This is a genomic window from Mesorhizobium sp. WSM3860 (genome assembly GCF_002294995.1).
Taxonomy (GTDB): domain Bacteria; phylum Pseudomonadota; class Alphaproteobacteria; order Rhizobiales; family Rhizobiaceae; genus Mesorhizobium.
This window is the reverse complement of the sequence record NZ_NSGF01000001.1, coordinates 115,358-131,480: the sequence shown is the minus strand read 5'-3', so window position 1 is coordinate 131,480 and position 16,123 is coordinate 115,358. Positions and strand designations below refer to the sequence as shown.

19 protein-coding genes are annotated in these 16,123 nt (G+C 64.2%); 11 read left to right on the top strand and 8 right to left on the bottom strand.

Features of this window, described 5'->3' with window-relative positions; all coding sequences use genetic code 11:
* Positions 1–12: 12 nt before the first annotated feature.
* From CK220_RS00690 to CK220_RS00655, 8 genes are all read right to left on the bottom strand, one after another.
* A complete protein-coding gene (locus tag CK220_RS00690) occupies positions 13–546 on the bottom strand; it encodes an NADPH-dependent FMN reductase (RefSeq protein ID WP_095809727.1) in 534 nt (177 codons plus the stop codon).
* Positions 547–587: 41 nt separating this feature from the next.
* Complete coding sequence (locus CK220_RS00685) at positions 588–1,208, bottom strand: pyridoxamine 5'-phosphate oxidase family protein (RefSeq protein WP_095809726.1); 621 nt, start codon at positions 1,206–1,208, stop codon at positions 588–590.
* Between the two features lie 79 nt (positions 1,209–1,287).
* The gene (locus CK220_RS00680; RefSeq protein ID WP_095809725.1) at positions 1,288–1,953 is read right to left on the bottom strand and encodes a septation protein A; all 666 of its coding nucleotides are present in this window, start codon (positions 1,951–1,953) and stop codon (positions 1,288–1,290) included.
* A gap of 42 nt (positions 1,954–1,995) precedes the next feature.
* A complete protein-coding gene (ftsY, locus tag CK220_RS00675) occupies positions 1,996–3,948 on the bottom strand; it encodes a signal recognition particle-docking protein FtsY (RefSeq protein ID WP_095809724.1) in 1,953 nt (650 codons plus the stop codon).
* 13 nt (positions 3,949–3,961) lie between these two features.
* A complete protein-coding gene (gene mtaB, locus CK220_RS00670) occupies positions 3,962–5,260 on the bottom strand; it encodes a tRNA (N(6)-L-threonylcarbamoyladenosine(37)-C(2))-methylthiotransferase MtaB (protein ID WP_095809723.1) in 1,299 nt (432 codons plus the stop codon).
* The gene (gene dapF, locus CK220_RS00665) at positions 5,260–6,144 is read right to left on the bottom strand and encodes a diaminopimelate epimerase (protein ID WP_095809722.1); all 885 of its coding nucleotides are present in this window, start codon (positions 6,142–6,144) and stop codon (positions 5,260–5,262) included. The genes mtaB and dapF overlap by 1 nt, the downstream gene beginning before the upstream one ends.
* Before the next feature lie 116 nt (positions 6,145–6,260).
* On the bottom strand, positions 6,261–6,422 hold the full coding sequence (locus tag CK220_RS00660; RefSeq protein ID WP_066991727.1) for a DUF1328 family protein: 162 nt from the start codon (positions 6,420–6,422) through the stop codon (positions 6,261–6,263).
* A gap of 59 nt (positions 6,423–6,481) precedes the next feature.
* A complete protein-coding gene (locus CK220_RS00655) occupies positions 6,482–7,495 on the bottom strand; it encodes an MBL fold metallo-hydrolase (RefSeq protein WP_095809721.1) in 1,014 nt (337 codons plus the stop codon).
* Between the two features lie 132 nt (positions 7,496–7,627).
* On the opposite strand from CK220_RS00655, the gene CK220_RS00650 reads away from it, so the two are divergent.
* The 11 genes from CK220_RS00650 (at position 7,628) to CK220_RS00605 (ending at position 16,092) form a co-directional block, all read left to right on the top strand.
* On the top strand, positions 7,628–8,071 hold the full coding sequence (locus tag CK220_RS00650) for a VOC family protein (protein WP_245428888.1): 444 nt from the start codon (positions 7,628–7,630) through the stop codon (positions 8,069–8,071).
* A 190-nt stretch (positions 8,072–8,261) separates the two neighbouring features.
* Positions 8,262–8,801, top strand: coding sequence for a protease inhibitor Inh/omp19 family protein (locus tag CK220_RS00645; RefSeq protein WP_095809720.1), 540 nt, complete (start codon positions 8,262–8,264; stop codon positions 8,799–8,801).
* A gap of 80 nt (positions 8,802–8,881) precedes the next feature.
* Positions 8,882–10,078: a cell division protein ZapE gene (zapE, locus tag CK220_RS00640; RefSeq protein WP_095809719.1), complete on the top strand. Its 1,197-nt coding sequence runs from the start codon at positions 8,882–8,884 to the stop codon at positions 10,076–10,078.
* A 480-nt stretch (positions 10,079–10,558) separates the two neighbouring features.
* Entirely contained in the window at positions 10,559–11,527 is a 969-nt protein-coding gene (mdh, locus tag CK220_RS00635; RefSeq protein ID WP_040996351.1) for a malate dehydrogenase, read from the top strand.
* Between the two features lie 25 nt (positions 11,528–11,552).
* Positions 11,553–12,746 carry an ADP-forming succinate--CoA ligase subunit beta gene (sucC, locus tag CK220_RS00630; protein ID WP_095809718.1) on the top strand — a complete coding sequence of 398 codons (1,194 nt, stop codon included), beginning with the start codon at positions 11,553–11,555 and terminating at the stop codon, positions 12,744–12,746.
* A gap of 5 nt (positions 12,747–12,751) precedes the next feature.
* Positions 12,752–13,123, top strand: a complete 372-nt coding sequence (locus CK220_RS00625) for a cupin domain-containing protein (protein WP_095809717.1) — start codon at positions 12,752–12,754, stop codon at positions 13,121–13,123.
* Between the two features lie 3 nt (positions 13,124–13,126).
* Positions 13,127–13,618: a DUF1579 family protein gene (locus CK220_RS00620; protein ID WP_095809716.1), complete on the top strand. Its 492-nt coding sequence runs from the start codon at positions 13,127–13,129 to the stop codon at positions 13,616–13,618.
* Between the two features lie 84 nt (positions 13,619–13,702).
* Positions 13,703–14,008 carry a hypothetical protein gene (locus CK220_RS31255; protein WP_141245079.1) on the top strand — a complete coding sequence of 102 codons (306 nt, stop codon included), beginning with the start codon at positions 13,703–13,705 and terminating at the stop codon, positions 14,006–14,008.
* Positions 13,935–14,351, top strand: coding sequence for a PIN domain-containing protein (locus tag CK220_RS00615; RefSeq protein ID WP_095809715.1), 417 nt, complete (start codon positions 13,935–13,937; stop codon positions 14,349–14,351). Before CK220_RS31255 ends, CK220_RS00615 begins: the two co-directional genes overlap by 74 nt.
* Positions 14,352–14,378: 27 nt before the next feature.
* Complete coding sequence (gene sucD / locus CK220_RS00610) at positions 14,379–15,281, top strand: succinate--CoA ligase subunit alpha (RefSeq protein ID WP_095809714.1); 903 nt, start codon at positions 14,379–14,381, stop codon at positions 15,279–15,281.
* Positions 15,282–15,309: 28 nt separating this feature from the next.
* Complete coding sequence (locus CK220_RS00605; protein WP_095809713.1) at positions 15,310–16,092, top strand: hypothetical protein; 783 nt, start codon at positions 15,310–15,312, stop codon at positions 16,090–16,092.
* Positions 16,093–16,123 lie beyond the last annotated feature (31 nt).

Sequence of the window (16,123 nt, the reverse complement as noted above, 5' to 3'; positions counted from 1 at the left end):
CCGGCAACGGCGTCAGCGGGCGCGTATAAAAGCGGCGAAAGCCTGAAGCGCCCCGCGCATTGCCTGCCGGTTGGCCGGCTCCGCCAGGATCGCCTCCACCTCCGGCGGCTTCTTGCCAAGCAAGGCAATCTCGAGCATCACACCCTCGCAAAGCGCGAAGGACATCGTGCGCATGATCTCGGCAAGTGCCGCGCGCGCATAGAGCGAGCGCGGCGAGGCATGCACCAGCATCGCCGGCTTGCCGACGGCGGCATCGCGCGACACCAGCCAGTCCAACGCGTTCTTCATGCCGCCCGGCACGCCATGCGCATATTCGGGACAGGAGACGATGACGCCGTCGGCGCGGGTGACGGCATCGATCAGCTCCCCGGCCCCGCGCGGCGTCCGCTCGCCCTCGTCGTCCGCGTTGAAGATCGGCAGCCGGCCAAGCCCGTCATAGACGGTGACACGGCAATCCGCGGGCGCGTTGGCGGCTAAAGCGGCGATCAGCGCCGAATTCGTCGAGGCGGCGCGCAGGCTGCCGGAAATGGCGAGGAGGTTCAGCAAGGGCAACGGGGGCGGTTCGGACGAATCGTGTCCGGGCGAGCCTACCACATGGTCTGCCGGTAATCGTCGTCGAGCTCGCGGTCGATCTCGCCGGCGCTCTCGGCGAGCGCCAGCTGGTCCCGGATGATCTGGCCGAGCGTCGGCAGGCTCGCGCGGTCGTGCCAGGTCTCCGGCTTCCACAGTTCGGAGCGCATGAAAGCCTTGGCGCAGTGCATGTAGGCGGCCTTGACCGTCACCACGATGACGCTCAGCGGCTCCTTGCCGTCGACAGCCAGACGCTCACGCAGGCCGGCATCGACGGTGATGCGGGCATCGCCGTTGTCGCGCAGCGTCTCGTTCATGCCGGGAATGAGGAAGAGCAGCCCCACCGACGGGTTGCGGACGATGTTTTCCAGCGTGTCCAGCCGGTTGTTGCCGGGACGGTCAGGGATGGCGATGGTGCTGTTGTCGAGGATGGCGGTGAAGCCGGGCTTGTCGCCCTTCGGCGTCACGTCGGCATTGCCGGCGCCGTCGGAGGAGCCGATCAGCACGAACGGGCTCTTGCCGATGAAGGAGCGGCAGTGGCCGTCGAGCGCCTTGAGTTCCTTGCGGATCGACCCGTCGGTCGGCCGCGGCGTCTTATAGATCGTCCTCAGCTCGTCGCGCGTGGTGAGGAATTCCATGCCGTCCCCTCCCGGAATTGCCCGGTTTGTCTCGCCGCAATTCGGCCGGAAAACGGCTCCGCGCTTTCCTGAAATTGCTCTACTTCCCGGCCTGCTCTTCCTTGGCTTTTTCCTCCAGCGAATGACGCATGATCAGCGGCATCTGGCTGAAGGTGAAGAGAAGCGTGATCGGCATGATGCCCCAGACCTTGAAGGTAACCCAGGCATCGGTCGAAAAATTCCGCCACACGCCTTCATTGACGAGGGCCAGGAAGAGGAAGAACAGGCCCCAGCGGAAGGTGAGCTTGCGCCAGCCTTCGGCATCGAGGCTGAAAGCCGAGTCGAAGACATAGCCAAGCAGCGACTTGCCGAAGAAAAGGCCGCCGAGCAGCACGCCGCCGAACAGCGTGTTGACGATGGTCGGCTTCATCTTGATGAAGATATCGTCCTGCAGATAGAGCGTCAGCGCGCCGAAGATAAGGACGACGACGCCCGACACCAGCGGCATGATCGGCAAGGTGCGGGTGAGCAGCCAGGAGGCGATCAGCGCCAAGGCGGTGGCGGCCATGAACAGGCCGGTGGCGACGAAGATCGAGCCGCCGAGCTCGGCCAGCGCCGGAAATTTCTGCGCCAGCCATTCGCCGCGCGCATTGGCAAAGAAGAAGACCAGCAGCGGCCCGAGCTCCAGCACCAGCTTGAGCGGCGGGTTGATGCCCTCCTTCTTCTGTTTCTGCGGGTCGGACGGATCGCGTTCGAGGATGTTCATGAAAGTCCTTGTTGTCCCGAAAGTCGGCGCTTTTGGGATCGTTCAAGCCACGCCGGCGATCGCCCTGGCGAATTCGCTGGCCGAGAAGGGTTCGAGGTCGTCGACTTGCTCGCCGACGCCGATGAAATAGACCGGCAATCTATGCTTGGCGGCGATCGCCACCAGAATACCGCCACGCGCCGTGCCGTCCAGCTTGGTCATGACCAGGCCGTTGACGCCGGCGACGTTGCGGAAGATTTCGACCTGGCTCAGCGCGTTCTGGCCGGTGGTGGCGTCGACGGTCTGCAGCACGGTGTGCGGCGCCTCCGGATCGAGCTTGCCCAGCACGCGCACGATCTTTTCCAGTTCCGCCATCAGCTCGGTCTTGTTCTGCAGGCGGCCGGCCGTATCGATGATCAGCACGTCGGAGCCTGCCTCCTTCGCCTTCTCGAAGGCGTCATAGGCGAGGCCGGCGGCGTCGGCGCCGAGCTTGGTGGCGATGACCGGCGACTTCGTGCGTTCGCCCCAGATCTTCAGCTGCTCGATCGCGGCCGCGCGGAACGTGTCGCCGGCAGCCAGCATCACCGAAAGCCCGCCTTCGGTCAGCTTGGCCGCCAGCTTGCCGATGGTCGTGGTCTTGCCGGTGCCGTTGACGCCGACGACCAGGATGACATGCGGCTTGTGGCTGAGGTCGAGCTCGAGCGGCTTGGCGACCGGGGTGAGGACTTTTTCGACTTCCGCCGCCATGACGGCGCGCACTTCCGAGTCGGAAACGTCCTTGCCATATCGGCTTGAGGCGAGAGAATCGGTGACGCGCAGCGCCGTCTCGACGCCGAGATCGGCGCGGATCAGCACATCCTCCAGGTCCTGCAGCGTGTCTTCGTCCAGCTTGCGCTTGGTGAAGACGCCGGCGATGTTGCCGGTGAGCTCGCGCGAGGAACGGGCAAGCCCGTCGCGCATGCGCTGGAACCAGGAGCGCCGCGGCGCCGGCTCCGGCGCCTTCTGCGGCTCGGCCTTCTGTTCGATCTTTTTGGCGACCGTTACCTTGCCGGCGGACGGCGCGGGCCTTGGCTGTGGCGCGGGGAGGGCTTCCGGCTCGGGCGCAATCTCGGCAAGGATCCGCTCCGGTTCGACCGGCGCAGGCTGGCGAATGGGAGGAGGGATTTCCGCCGGCGGAGCAGGCTCCGGTGGCGGCAAATCCTCCGCAGGCTGGCGCTGCCCCTCGCCCTTACCCTCTCCCCGTGAAGGACGGGGAGAGGGGGTCGCCGGCGCTGGAGCTTCCTCCTTCTCCCCGTCACTATACGGGGAGAAGGTGCCGGCAGGCGGATGAGGGGCGGCGCGAGCCTCTGAGGATGACTGCGCAGTAGATGGATTCGCCGGCGGGATCTCGGGCATCGGCGTCTCGGACGGAACCTCGCTCGGCGTCGTCGGCACTTCGACGGGCGCCGGCACCGGCTGCGGCTCCGGACGCGAAGGTTCGATCTCCGGCTCGGCCGGCGCGGGTGCCGGCACCTCCTGCGGCGAGGGCTTGGGCGCAGGCTGCGGCTCCGGTTGGGCCGGCGGCACTTCCTCGGGCGCAGGAGGCTCGGGCTTCTCCGGGGCAGGTTGCGGCTCTTCCTGCGGCTGGGGCTGCGGCAGCGGCTCCGGCTCGGATGGAACGACCGGCGCCGGTGCCGGCGGGATGACGGGTTCCGGCGCCGGCGGAATGTCCGGTGCAGGTTCGGGCTTCGGCTCCTCGGGAACCGGTTGGGGCTGAGGTCCTACCTCCCCCTCGATGGAGGAGGTCCCGAGCGCAGCTCGGGGGTGACTGGCGCCGGCGTCGGCGCTGTCGCCCCGCCCCGCCACTTCGTCGCGACCCTCTCCATCGAGGGGAGGGTGGGGAGCCTGCTCGGCCGCCGGTTTCAGCGCCTCGAGCGCGTCCCATTTGATCGGCGGCAGGGGCGCGGTCTCGTCGACGCGCTCCTCGACGACTTCCTTCTTGCCGAACGAAAATATCTTCTTGAAGAAACCAGCCATACGTCTTGCTGTCTCAGGCTGCTTGGGCGGCGAGCGGCGCTGCGATCAGCCGGGCGCCGTCATGGCCGGTGACAACCGCCTCGACGATCTCGCCCGGCTGTCCAACGGCGATTGCGGCAAGCGTGAAACCTTCGGTGCGGCCGAGCCCGTCGCGCTCGACCAGGATCGACTGCCGCGTGCCGGCAAGGGCGGCCAGATGGCGGCGATAGGCGGCCTCGCCGGCGGCACGCAGCCTTGCGGCGCGCTCTTTCACCACCTCGCGGCGCAGCTGCGGCATGCGCGCGGCGGGCGTGCCCTCGCGCGGGCTGAACGGGAAGACGTGAAGATGCGTCAGGCCGCATTCCTCGACGATTTTCTCCGAGTTTTGGAACATCGCTTCGGTCTCGGTCGGGAAGCCGGCGATGATGTCGGCGCCGAAGACGATGCCAGGACGAAGCTTCCGCACGTCCTCGCAGAAGCGGATCGACTGATCGCGCAAATGCCGGCGCTTCATGCGCTTCAGGATCATGTCGTCGCCCGATTGCAGCGACAGATGCAAATGCGGCATCAGCCGCGGCTCGGTGGCGATCGCATCGAGCAGGTCGTCATCGGCCTCGATCGAATCGATCGAGGAGAGCCGCAAGCGTTCCACCTCGGGCACCTGGCGCAGGATCGTCTTCACCAGCTTCCCAAGTTTCGGGCTGCCCGGCAGGTCGGCGCCGAAGCTGGTCATGTCGACCCCGGTGAGCACGATCTCGGCATAGCCGTTGCCTGCCAGACGCTTGACCTGCTCGACCACGGCGCCCATCGGCACCGAGCGCGAATTGCCTCGGCCGTAAGGGATGATGCAGAAGGTGCAGCGATGGTCGCAGCCATTCTGCACCTGCACGAAGGCGCGCGCCCGGCCTTCTATGGCATCGACCATGTGGCTCGCCGTCTCGCGCACCGAGAAGATGTCGTTGACGCGCGCCTTCTCGGTATCGTTGACGCCGAAGTCCGGCAGCGCGCGGTAGGAGTTCGCCTTGAGCTTCTCCTCATTGCCGAGCACAAGGTCTACCTCGTCCATGGCGACGAAGTTCTGCGGCCCGGTCTGCGCGGCGCAGCCGGTGACGATGATGCGCGCCCCAGGGTTCTCGCGACGGGCCTTGCGGATCGCCTGCTTGGCCTGGCGCACGGCTTCGGCGGTGACGGCGCAGGTGTTGAAGATGACGGCGCCGCCTTCCAGCGCGCCGAGGCCGGCGCTTTCGGCCTCACGGCGCATCACCTCGGATTCATAGGTGTTGAGGCGGCAGCCGAACGTGACGACGTCGACGCCCTTTTGAAGAGCGGACATCAGGCGGCGCTTTCGGTGTCGCGGGCCCAGGCGCCGGTCGAAGGGTCGAAGCTGCCGGAAAACTCCCATTCGGCGGCGCCGGTCAAAATGACGTGATCGTCGTCGCGCCACTCGACATTGAGCTCGCCGCCGCCGGGCGTGACCAGCGACACGCTGCGGCCGGTGCGCTTGGTGCGGGCGGCCGCCACCACGGCAGCGCAGGCCGCCGAGCCGCAGGCCTTGGTGAGACCCGCGCCGCGCTCCCAGGTGCGGATGATCATCGTCTCGGGCGAGGTGACCTGGGCGATGGTGATGTTGGCGCGCTCGGGAAAGATCGGATGGTTCTCGAGCAGCGGACCGAATCGGCCGAGCTCGTAGGACCAGACGTCGCGGTCGACCCAGAATATCGCGTGTGGATTGCCCATCGACACGACCGAAGGCGAATGCAACACCGGCGCATCGATCGGGCCGATCTGCAATTCGATCGTGCGAGTGTCACGGAACTCCTCGGCAAGCGGGATCTCCTGCCAGCCGAAACGCGGCTTTCCCATGTCGACCGAAATCGAGCCGTCGGCATGTTCCTGAGCATTGAGGATGCCGGCGCGGGTTTCGAAGATGAAGGTCTTCTGGCCGGTCTCAGCCGCAAGCGCCTGCACGACGCAACGCATGCCGTTGCCGCAGGCCTGCGCACCGGTGCCGTCGGAATTCAATATGTCGACATAGTAAGCGGTGCCGGTCGTGCGCGCATCATGGATCGCCATGATCTGATCGAACTTGGTCGCCGCGTCGGCATTGAGGGCAATCGCCGCGGCTGCCGTCACCTTGTCGGCACGGCCGCGCATATCGGCGACGATGATCTCGTTGCCGATGCCGTTCATCTTGGCGAAGGGGGCAGTGCCTGCCATCTAACCGGTCGTTCCAATTCCGTTTGGCGCTATATGGCGGAAACGGGCGGGAATTACCAGTCCGGCGCGACTCCCGGCCAGGACGAGGCTCTGGCCTGCCACGGCGAATATGCGAGCTAAGTCACGGCGAACACGCCGAGCACGATCAGCAGGAAGATGATCAGCACAATGCCGATCAGGATGCGGGCACCTGTGGCGGCGGCGCCGGCCAGCGCAGGCATGCCGAGCAGGCTTGCCGCAGCGGCAACAATCAGAAGGATGATGATCCACTTGATCATGGAAGGCTCCGAGGCGGATTTGCGTTGTGCAACCAACGCGTTTACCCGGGCTGGGTTCCTTAGCCAGGCTGCGGCACATCCCACACTTCGCCCGGGCGCATGGCGCGAAAACGCGCAGGCGATATGCCTTCGGCGGCCAATGCCTCGGCGAGCTTTTGCGCCGGCTCCTCGATCGATTCGTCGGTGAGCTGAAAGGTGCCCCAGTGGCAGCCGGCAGCATGGACGGCGCTGCATAGCCTCATGCCCAGGACGGCTTCCGCCGGATTCTGGTGCTGTGGGGCCATGAACCAGCGCGGCTCATACGCGCCGATCGGCAGGATGGCCAGCCGAAAGCCGCCATGCTTTTGCGCCATCCGGCGGTAGTTGGTCCCGCCATGGAAGCCGGTGTCGCCGGCGAAATAGATCTTGCCGCCCGCCGTCTCGACGACGAAGCCCGCCCACAGCGCCATGCGGCGGTCGCGCCCGCCGCGCGCCGACCAGTGATGCACCGGCTCGATGTGGATGATGCCGCCGCTGGCGACTTCGACGCTGTCGCCCCAATCCTGTGCCGACACTCGCATGCCGGGCACGGCAGCGCCGATGATCGCATCGTTGCCGAGCGGCGTGATCACCATCGGGTCGTGGCTTTGCTTCAGCCGCTTGAGCGTGGCGAGGTCAAGATGGTCGTAGTGGTTGTGGCTGAGCAGCACCAGGTCGATCGGCGGCAGGTCGGCGAAGGCGATCCCCGGCGCATTGACCCGCTTCGGTCCGGCGAAGCCGAAAGGCGAGGCACGCTCGGACCAAACCGGGTCGGTCAGGATATTCAGGCCCGCTGTCTGGATGAGCAGCGACGCATGACCCACCATGGTGAGCCGAAGCGCAGCGCCTTCGATCCGTTGTTCGGGCTTCGCCTGCGGATATGGGCTCGGCCAAACCGCCGGCCATTTCGAGCGCCCACCGCTCAACTGCCATTTCAAGAGGTCAGTGAAGCGCGCTGGCGGCCTGCCGTTGGGATTGAAAAAGAGGCTGCCGTCGAAATGGTCGCTGGGCGGGCCGCTGTAGTAGCGGTTGGCTGCTCTTGTTCTTGCGGCCATCGTTTCTCCGCCCACTCTCTGTCGCTAGTCCTGGAATAACGACGCCGCCGCCTGGCGCAAGCATTTTGCTGGCGAATACCAAGGGCCTACCGTTCGCTTCGATTAGGATCGACGATGCGGAGGGACAGCACCGTGGCGAAGAAGCGGACCAAAACGCCGTGGATGAAGGCCGAGGATTTCGGTCGCTCGCTGCCGCATGGGCTGGGCGTCAACTTGCTTGTCACCGACATGGCGGCGATGGAGGCTTTCTGCCGCGATGTGCTGGGCGCGCGCATCATCTACGCCGACGAGGATTTCGCGGCCATCGAGCTGCTGGGCTCGATCTTCATGCTGCATGCCGATCATTCTTATCTCGACAATCCGATGACCGGCGTTTTTGTCGGCACCGAAACGCGTGGCGCCGGCATCGAGCTGCGCCTCTATGGCGCCGATCCGGATGCGGTCGAAAAAAAGGCGGCAGCACTCGGCCACATCGTACTGGCCGGCTCGATCGACAAGCCGCATGGTTTGCGCGAATGCTATATCGTTGGTCCGGACGGATATGTCTTCGTGCCCAGCGCGCGGCTGCAAGCCTGAAATTTCAACGCGTTACGGTCCAACTTCTCGGCTGGCCCCGGGTGAGGAAGGCCGTCGCGACAAATTTGCAACACCAGCTCCGAAAACCCTATTTTAACCATATCGGGTTGAAATTCTGCCACCTTCGCCATCTTGGTGAAGCGAGTGTTTACGCGGACGGCGCCCCCCACCGGATCCGACGGAGGTTGGAATGACTTTTTCGAAGACTGGCCTTTTGGCCGTATCGCTGGCCGCACTCGTTGCGAGCGGCTGCTCGACCTCGCGCTTCTCATCGATGGACGATCAGCAGCCGGCGCCGCTCACGCCGGCGCCGTCCGGCACGGTGACGCAGAACCAGCTGCCGCCGCCGGCCGCTCCGGGCACCACCGACCCTTCGCAGTTCCCGACCGCGCCGAAGAACAGCCAGGTCGCGTCGCTGCCGCCGGACGGTTCGGCGCCTACGGGCGCCGCGGACCTTACCGCGGCCAGCGTCGCCGGCGTCTGGAATGTCAGTGTCTCCGGCCAGAGCTGCAAGGTGGCGACGCCGCAGACCAAGTTCGGCGCCGGCTACCGCGCCGGTCCGCTGCATTGCCCGGCTCCGATCGACGGTATCAAGTCGTGGAACGTCGCCGGCAAGCAGCTGACGCTCTACGACGAAAACGGCGGCACGCTGGCCAGGCTCTATTCGTCCGGCGGCGAAAAGTTCGACGGCCAGACTTCCAACGGCCAGCCGATCTCGCTTACAAGGTAGGGCGGACCCTTCCGCTATTGTTTCACGCAGTTTCGGGCGGCAAGCCGCTTTCCCGGAATTGCCCGAGAACGACGTGACCTATGCATCTGCGTGACGGCCTTCAGACGCATGCGACCGTCAGGCAGCGCTACGATCATCTGGTGGAAACCGGCGTGGTTGAACGCGATCCGGCGCAGGAGCGCGTCGTCGCCGCGCTCGACCGGCTCACCGACGAGATCTCCGCGAAGCGGCTGGCGCAGAAATCGAGCGCGCTGGGCTGGCTGTTCGCGCGCAGCAACAAGCCGCGGGAGGTCGTCAAGGGCCTTTACATCCATGGCGGGGTCGGGCGCGGCAAGACGATGCTGATGGACATGTTCTTCGAGCTCCTGCCGGCCAGGCGCAAGCGCCGCGTCCATTTCAACGATTTCATGGCCGACGTGCAGGACCGCATTCAAAAACACCGGGCGGCGCGCAAGAACGGCGATGTCAAGGAAGACGATCCGATCCCGCCGGTGGCGCGGGCGCTGGCCGAGGAGGCCTGGGTGCTGTGCTTCGACGAGTTTTCGGTCACCGACATTGCCGATGCGATGATCCTGTCGCGCCTGTTCTCGGCGCTGTTTTCCAATGGCGTCGTGCTGGTCGCCACCTCCAACGTCGCGCCCCAGGACCTTTATCGAGACGGCCTCAACCGGCAGCTTTTCGTGCCCTTCATCGGCCTGCTCGAGCGCAGTGCGCATGTGATGACGCTGGATGCCGAAAAAGACTACCGGCAGGAAAAGCTCAACCGTTTGCCGATTTATGTCACGCCGGCCGACGCCGCGGCCGACCGCGCGCTCGACGACGCTTGGAAGACGATGACCCATGGCAGGCCGACCGAGGCGATTACGCTGACGCTGAAAGGGCGTCAGCTGGGGGTGCCGCGCGCCGCCGGCGATGCCGCCCGTTTCTCCTTCGCCGATCTCTGCGAAAAGCCCCTCGGCGCGCGCGACTATCTGGCGATCGCCGACCGCTTCTCGACCGTCTTCATCGACCATGTGCCGGTGCTCGGCGAAGGCAAGCGCAACGAAGCCAAGCGTTTCATTCTGCTCATCGACACGCTTTACGACCACCACATGCGGCTGGTGATGAGCGCCGAGGCGCCCCCCGATCGGCTCTACACCGCCAGGCGCGGCGCGGAAGTCTTCGAATTCGAGCGCACCGCCTCACGGCTGATCGAAATGCAGAGCCGCGACTGGCTGGAAGGCTGGGCGGAAAGGCGGCAAGTTGGGGCGGAACCCGCGGAGGCAAGGCAGGCCTAGGGTTAGGATATCGTTTCGCCGCGCTCCTGTGTGGTTGGAGACTAGCGAAAGCCGTCGCGAGAAAAGCGACGGCGATCTCCCTCCTTGAGGGGGAGATGGCCGACAGGCCAGAACGGTCGGTTCGACCGGGCTCGGCGTAGATGCGTCGGCGCTTTACGCGCGAGGACCCCCTCTGCCGCCTTCGGCGACATCTCCCCCTCGAGGGAGGAGATTTGGCGCCTGCATCACAACGGCGTCATCGCCGGGATGAAGCCCTTCTGCTTTCATCATTCATCATGCAAATATTCCTCAGTTAGCTCGAAAATTTTGACGTTTACGTAATTCCCGATCCATCTAACCGATTGAAAACACTAGGCACAGAAAAACCGTTTGAATTTTTTCCGTGCCGGAGCTATTGGGTTCGGCGAAATCCCGCGGTTTCCCGCATTCCTCCCGGCCCCCGTCACGGCACCGTCACAGACAAAGGGAAAACATCCTGACATGGCACGCAACAAGATAGCGCTCATCGGCTCGGGCATGATCGGCGGCACGCTCGCCCATATGATCGGCCTGAAGGATCTCGGCGACGTGGTGCTGTTCGATATCGCCGAGGGCATTCCGCAGGGCAAGGGTCTCGACATCGCCCAGTCCTCGCCGGTCGACGGGTTCGACTCCAGACTGACCGGGGTCAACGACTATGCCGGCATCGAGGGGGCGGATGTCTGCATCGTCACCGCCGGCGTGCCGCGCAAGCCCGGCATGAGCCGCGACGATCTTCTGGGCATCAATCTCAAGGTCATGGAACAGGTCGGCGCGGGTCTCAAGAAATACGCGCCGAAGGCCTTCGTCATCTGCATCACCAACCCGCTCGACGCCATGGTGTGGGCGCTGCAGAAGTTTTCGGGCCTGCCGACCAGCCATGTCGTCGGCATGGCCGGCGTGCTGGACAGCGCCCGCTTCCGCTACTTCCTCGCGGAAGAGTTCAAGGTCTCGGTAGAGGACGTCACCGCCTTCGTGCTCGGCGGCCATGGCGATTCGATGGTGCCGATGATCCGCTATTCGACCGTGTCCGGCATCCCGCTGCCTGACCTCGTCAAGATGGGCTGGACCTCGAAGGAGAAGCTCGACCAGATCGTGCAGCGCACCCGCGACGGCGGCGCCGAGATCGTCGGCCTGTTGAAGACCGGCTCGGCCTATTACGCCCCGGCGGCCTCGGCCATCGCCATGGCCGAATCGTACCTGAAAGACAAGAAGCGCGTGCTGCCCTGCGCGGCGCACCTGTCCGGCCAGTATGGCGTCAAGGGGACCTATGTCGGCGTCCCCGTGGTGATCGGCGCCGGCGGTGTCGAGCGCGTCATCGAGATCGACCTTTCCAAGGCCGAGCAGAAGATGTTCGACAACTCGGTGGCGGCCGTTCAGGGCCTCACCGAAGCCTGCACCAAGATCGCCCCGCATCTCGCCGGCAAGTAACCGTCCCACTCCGGAGACCAAGCGCATGAACATCCATGAATATCAGGCCAAGGCGCTGCTGAAGTCGTTCGGCGCGCCGGTAGCAAGCGGCGTTCCGGTGTTCAAGGCAAGCGAGGCGGAAGCTGCCGCCAAGGCACTGCCCGGACCGCTCTATGTGGTGAAGAGCCAGATCCATGCCGGCGGCCGCGGCAAGGGCAAGTTCAAGGAACTGCCCGCCGATGCCAAGGGCGGCGTTCGGCTGGCGAAGTCGGCGGCCGAAGTGGTCGCCAACGCCAACGAGATGCTCGGCCATACGCTGGTCACCAAGCAGACCGGACCCGCCGGCAAGCAGGTCAACCGCCTCTATATCGAGGACGGCGCCGATATCGACCGCGAGCTTTACCTGTCGATCCTGGTCGACCGCTCGGTCGGCCGCATTGCCTTCGTCGTCTCGACCGAGGGCGGCATGGATATCGAGGCGGTCGCGCACGACACGCCGGAGAAGATCATCACCGTCGCCATCGATCCGGAAAAGGGCGTGACGGCCGATGATGTGAAGAACCTCAACGCCGCGTTGAAGCTCGACGGCGATGCGGCGAAGGACGGGGGCACGCTGTTCCCGCTGCTCTACAAGGCCTTCGTCGAGAAGGACATGAGCCTGCTCGAGGTCAATCCGCTGATCGTCATGAAGAACGGCCGGCTGCGCGTGCTGGACGCCAAAGTGTCGTTCGACAACAACGCGCTGTTCCGCCATCCGGACGTGATGGAGCTGCGCGACACCACCGAAGAGGACGAGAAGGAGATCGAGGCGTCGAAATACGACCTCGCTTATGTCGCGCTCGACGGCAATATCGGCTGCATGGTCAACGGCGCCGGCCTCGCCATGGCGACGATGGACATCATCAAGCTCTACGGTGCCGAGCCGGCCAACTTCCTCGACGTCGGCGGCGGCGCCTCGAAGGAGAAGGTGACGGCCGCGTTCAAGATCATCACCAAGGACCCGGCGGTCGAAGGTATCCTGATCAACATCTTCGGCGGCATCATGAAGTGCGACGTCATCGCCGAAGGCGTGATCGCCGCGGTCAAGGAAGTCGGGCTGAAGGTGCCGCTGGTCGTGCGTCTCGAAGGCACCAATGCCGAGCTCGGCAAGAAGATCATCAACGACAGCGGCCTCAACGTCGTCTCGGCGGACGACCTCGACGACGCGGCCAAGAAGATCGTCAAGGCGGTGAAGGGCTAAAACGGATGCCTCCGCGCAAGATAAATCTGGTCGAGGCGGCGGATCGAACGATTACCAAGGTCTTCGATCCACACGTTGCCGGCGACGTCAACGATGCCCAGGCGAAGGTCGCCAAGTTCGGCGAGGCCTTCGACTGGCATGCGCATGACAATGAGGACGAAGCCTTCCTCGTGCTGCGCGGCAGGATCGCCATCGATTTCCGCGACGGGCCGGTCGAGCTCGGCGAGGGCGATTTCATCGTCGTGCCGCGCGGCGTCGAGCATCGGCCGCGCTCGCTGACCGCCGAGCCGGTGGTGCTGATGTTCGAACCGGCGACCACCCTCAACACCGGCAATGCCAAGAGTGACCTCACCGTCACCGATCTGAAGCGGCTCTGAGCCATGAACGCGGCGCCTTTCTCTTCCCTCTCGGACGGCCACCAACGCCTGCAAGCGTTGGTCTGCACATGGCGTGGCGAGGAAGAGGTCGCGGCGACGCAATGGACCGATGCCGGCACGGCGACCTCGGAGGTTCAGGCCGAGGCGCAGTTCGGCGGCCTGTTCGTGGTGCAGCGCTATCGCCAGCGCCGCGACGGCACGGTTTCGTTCGGCGCGCACAATGTGTTCGGCTTCGACCAGCCGAACAGCCTCGTCACCATGCATCAGTTCGACTCGATGGGCTTTGTGCCGGCCTCGCCGGCAACGGGCACTTGGAGCGGCAACGAGCTGGTGCTGGAACGGTCGTCGCCGCGCGGCTCGGCTCGCGTGACTTACAGCTTTGACGGCACTGATACCTATCGCATGAAACTTCAGTTCAAGCCCGCCGGCAGCGATGCCTGGCAAGACATGGTGAGCGGCCTCTACCGGCGCGTTTCGCCTTCCGAGGAAGGCTAAACTGATGAAGATCGCCGCCAGGACGCTTGAAGGATTACACATAATCACACATATTTCCCCTGTGTATTTATGTGGAGATGGTCAATGAAGAACGTCACTCTGGCGATGGACGAGGCCTTGCTTGAACAAGCGCGCGGTCTTGCCGGGCGCCGCAAGACGACGCTCAACGCTCTCATCCGCTCGCTGCTTGAACATGAGGTCGAGCAGGAAGACCGCATCGCCTGGGCAAAGGCTGGGATGAAACGACTGATGGACGAGGCGGCGAAACGAAGCGATAGCGCAGACGCCCCCTACAAGTGGGATCGAAGGGACGCCTATGCCGACCGGGAAGATCGACTGCTTTCTCGACACGAACGTCCTGATCTACGCCGCTTCGGGGAAGAATCGTGATCCGCACCGCGCGCCAATCGCCGAAGAACTCATTTCGCGAACCGTCTTCGGCGTTTCGGGGCAGACCTTGGCTGAATTCGTCGCCGTGGCGCGAGGAAAATCGCTCGTCGGCGACGATCTGCTCGACCAATGGCTGGTATTTCTCGGAACCTGCCCGTTGGCGCCTGTCGATGAAGGCTATGTCCGCGCGGGACTGCACCTCGCGCAGCGCTATCGCATTCACTACTACGACGCCGCGCTGCTCGGAGCGGCGGAATATCTCGGCGCGCCGATCTTCTACACCGAGGATCTCAATCACAACCAGGTTTATGGCTCGGTCCGGGCCGTCAATCCTTTCCTCTAATCGCTGAAGTCAGGGGCGTTTCCACCCATGTCCATTCTCGTCGACAAGAACACCAAGGTGCTGGTTCAGGGCCTGACCGGCAAGACCGGCACCTTCCATACCGAGCAGGCGCTGGCCTATCACGGCACCAAGATGGTTGGCGGCGTCCATCCGAAGAAGGGCGGCGAGACCTGGACCGGCGCCAACGGCGAGGCCCTGCCGATCTTCGCCACGGTCGCCGAGGGCAAGGAGAAGACCGGCGCCAACGCCTCCGTCATCTATGTGCCGCCGGCAGGCGCGGGCGAAGCGATCATCGAGGCGATCGAGGCCGAGATCCCGCTCATCGTCTGCATCACCGAGGGCATCCCGGTTATGGACATGGTCAAGGTCAAGGCGCGGCTCGACCGCTCCTCCTCGCGGCTGATCGGCCCGAACTGCCCGGGCGTGCTCACCCCCGACGAATGCAAGATCGGCATCATGCCCGGCAACATCTTCCGCAAGGGTTCGGTCGGCGTTGTTTCCCGTTCGGGAACACTTACCTATGAGGCGGTCTTCCAGACCAGCAATGTCGGTCTCGGCCAGACCACTGCCGTCGGCATCGGCGGCGACCCGGTCAAGGGCACCGAATTCATCGACGTGCTCGAGATGTTCCTCGCCGACGACGAGACCAAGTCGATCATCATGATCGGCGAGATCGGCGGCTCGGCCGAGGAAGACGCCGCGCAGTTCTTGAAGGACGAGGCAAAGCGCGGCCGCAAGAAACCGATGGCGGGCTTCATCGCCGGGCGCACGGCGCCGGCCGGTCGCACCATGGGCCATGCCGGCGCGGTGATCTCCGGCGGCAAGGGCGGCGCGGAAGACAAGATCGCGGCGATGGAATCGGCCGGCATCAAGGTCTCGCCGTCGCCGGCGCGGCTCGGCACGACGCTGGTGGAAGCGATCAAGGGTTAGTGCGACGTAGGAGGGCCAAATTGGCCTTATGAAGCAGTTGGTTGGGTTCGCTGAAAATTATTCCTTGGAAGGGCTCAGAAACGCCGCGATGCGTGACATCGAGGCATCGGTAGCGCGCTTGCGTCGGTTTGGCTCGTCCTCGGAAGAGGATACCGAACTGTCCTCCTTGTTTCTTGCGATGGAATGGATAGCTGCCACTGAAACCAAATTTGAGGCGATCGATCACCTGCTGACGGCGTCGGGCTGGGCAAGGCAAAACGATCAGGATTTGAGTAAGCAATTCCTGGAATACTCTGCCTTCAGCACAATGCTACGATCCGAGCCGATCCTGTGGTCCGAATTGCCGCAAAAAAATCCCCTCTCACAGGGATTCTTGAAAGCAAAATCTGATACCGAACGCCAGTTTACGTCGAACCAATACACCGGCCAAATTGGTGAGAATTTCTACTTTAGCCGCCGCGGAAAAAACGCTGTGCGCCTTTGGGGATGTCTCGAGTCCAATGCGCTGTCGTTTAAACTGAGCCTGCAGGCGGTTCTCGATGCGGCGTCCGGCGGTCAAGTCATTGATTTCTGTCGGACGGACAGAATGGCACGGCAGTTCGTTGACGCGAAACAGGGGCCTAATCGCTGGAGGTTTCTGAGGTCGATCGATCCGATATGGAGCGTCGATGCATACAGACATTACGGTGGGCGCAGCTCGTTCGATTTATGGTTTTCAGCAATGGAATTTGGAGAGAATAGCCGGGAAGCATCGAAATGGAAAATACCCGAGATTTTCATATCGATTTCACGAGATGACTCCAACCCTTAAGCGCTTCCAAGGAAGCTGACAGGTACACCCA

Bases quoted from the DNA above. Each gene is read 5' to 3' on its own strand.
- CK220_RS00645 (WP_095809720.1), top strand. From the start codon at position 8,262: ATGACTTTTTCGAAGACTGGCCTTTTGGCCGTATCGCTGGCCGCACTC.
- ftsY (WP_095809724.1), bottom strand. From the start codon at position 3,948: ATGGCTGGTTTCTTCAAGAAGATATTTTCGTTCGGCAAGAAGGAAGTC.
- CK220_RS31255 (WP_141245079.1), top strand. From the start codon at position 13,703: ATGAAGAACGTCACTCTGGCGATGGACGAGGCCTTGCTTGAACAAGCG.
- CK220_RS00625 (WP_095809717.1), top strand. From the start codon at position 12,752: ATGCCTCCGCGCAAGATAAATCTGGTCGAGGCGGCGGATCGAACGATT.
- CK220_RS00605 (WP_095809713.1), top strand. From the start codon at position 15,310: ATGAAGCAGTTGGTTGGGTTCGCTGAAAATTATTCCTTGGAAGGGCTC.
- sucD (WP_095809714.1), top strand. From the start codon at position 14,379: ATGTCCATTCTCGTCGACAAGAACACCAAGGTGCTGGTTCAGGGCCTG.
- sucC (WP_095809718.1), top strand. From the start codon at position 11,553: ATGAACATCCATGAATATCAGGCCAAGGCGCTGCTGAAGTCGTTCGGC.
- CK220_RS00620 (WP_095809716.1), top strand. From the start codon at position 13,127: ATGAACGCGGCGCCTTTCTCTTCCCTCTCGGACGGCCACCAACGCCTG.
- CK220_RS00660 (WP_066991727.1), bottom strand. From the start codon at position 6,422: ATGATCAAGTGGATCATCATCCTTCTGATTGTTGCCGCTGCGGCAAGC.
- mdh (WP_040996351.1), top strand. From the start codon at position 10,559: ATGGCACGCAACAAGATAGCGCTCATCGGCTCGGGCATGATCGGCGGC.
- CK220_RS00680 (WP_095809725.1), bottom strand. From the start codon at position 1,953: ATGAACATCCTCGAACGCGATCCGTCCGACCCGCAGAAACAGAAGAAG.
- dapF (WP_095809722.1), bottom strand. From the start codon at position 6,144: ATGGCAGGCACTGCCCCCTTCGCCAAGATGAACGGCATCGGCAACGAG.
- mtaB (WP_095809723.1), bottom strand. From the start codon at position 5,260: ATGTCCGCTCTTCAAAAGGGCGTCGACGTCGTCACGTTCGGCTGCCGC.
- CK220_RS00685 (WP_095809726.1), bottom strand. From the start codon at position 1,208: ATGGAATTCCTCACCACGCGCGACGAGCTGAGGACGATCTATAAGACG.
- zapE (WP_095809719.1), top strand. From the start codon at position 8,882: ATGCATCTGCGTGACGGCCTTCAGACGCATGCGACCGTCAGGCAGCGC.
- CK220_RS00615 (WP_095809715.1), top strand. From the start codon at position 13,935: ATGCCGACCGGGAAGATCGACTGCTTTCTCGACACGAACGTCCTGATC.
- CK220_RS00655 (WP_095809721.1), bottom strand. From the start codon at position 7,495: ATGGCCGCAAGAACAAGAGCAGCCAACCGCTACTACAGCGGCCCGCCC.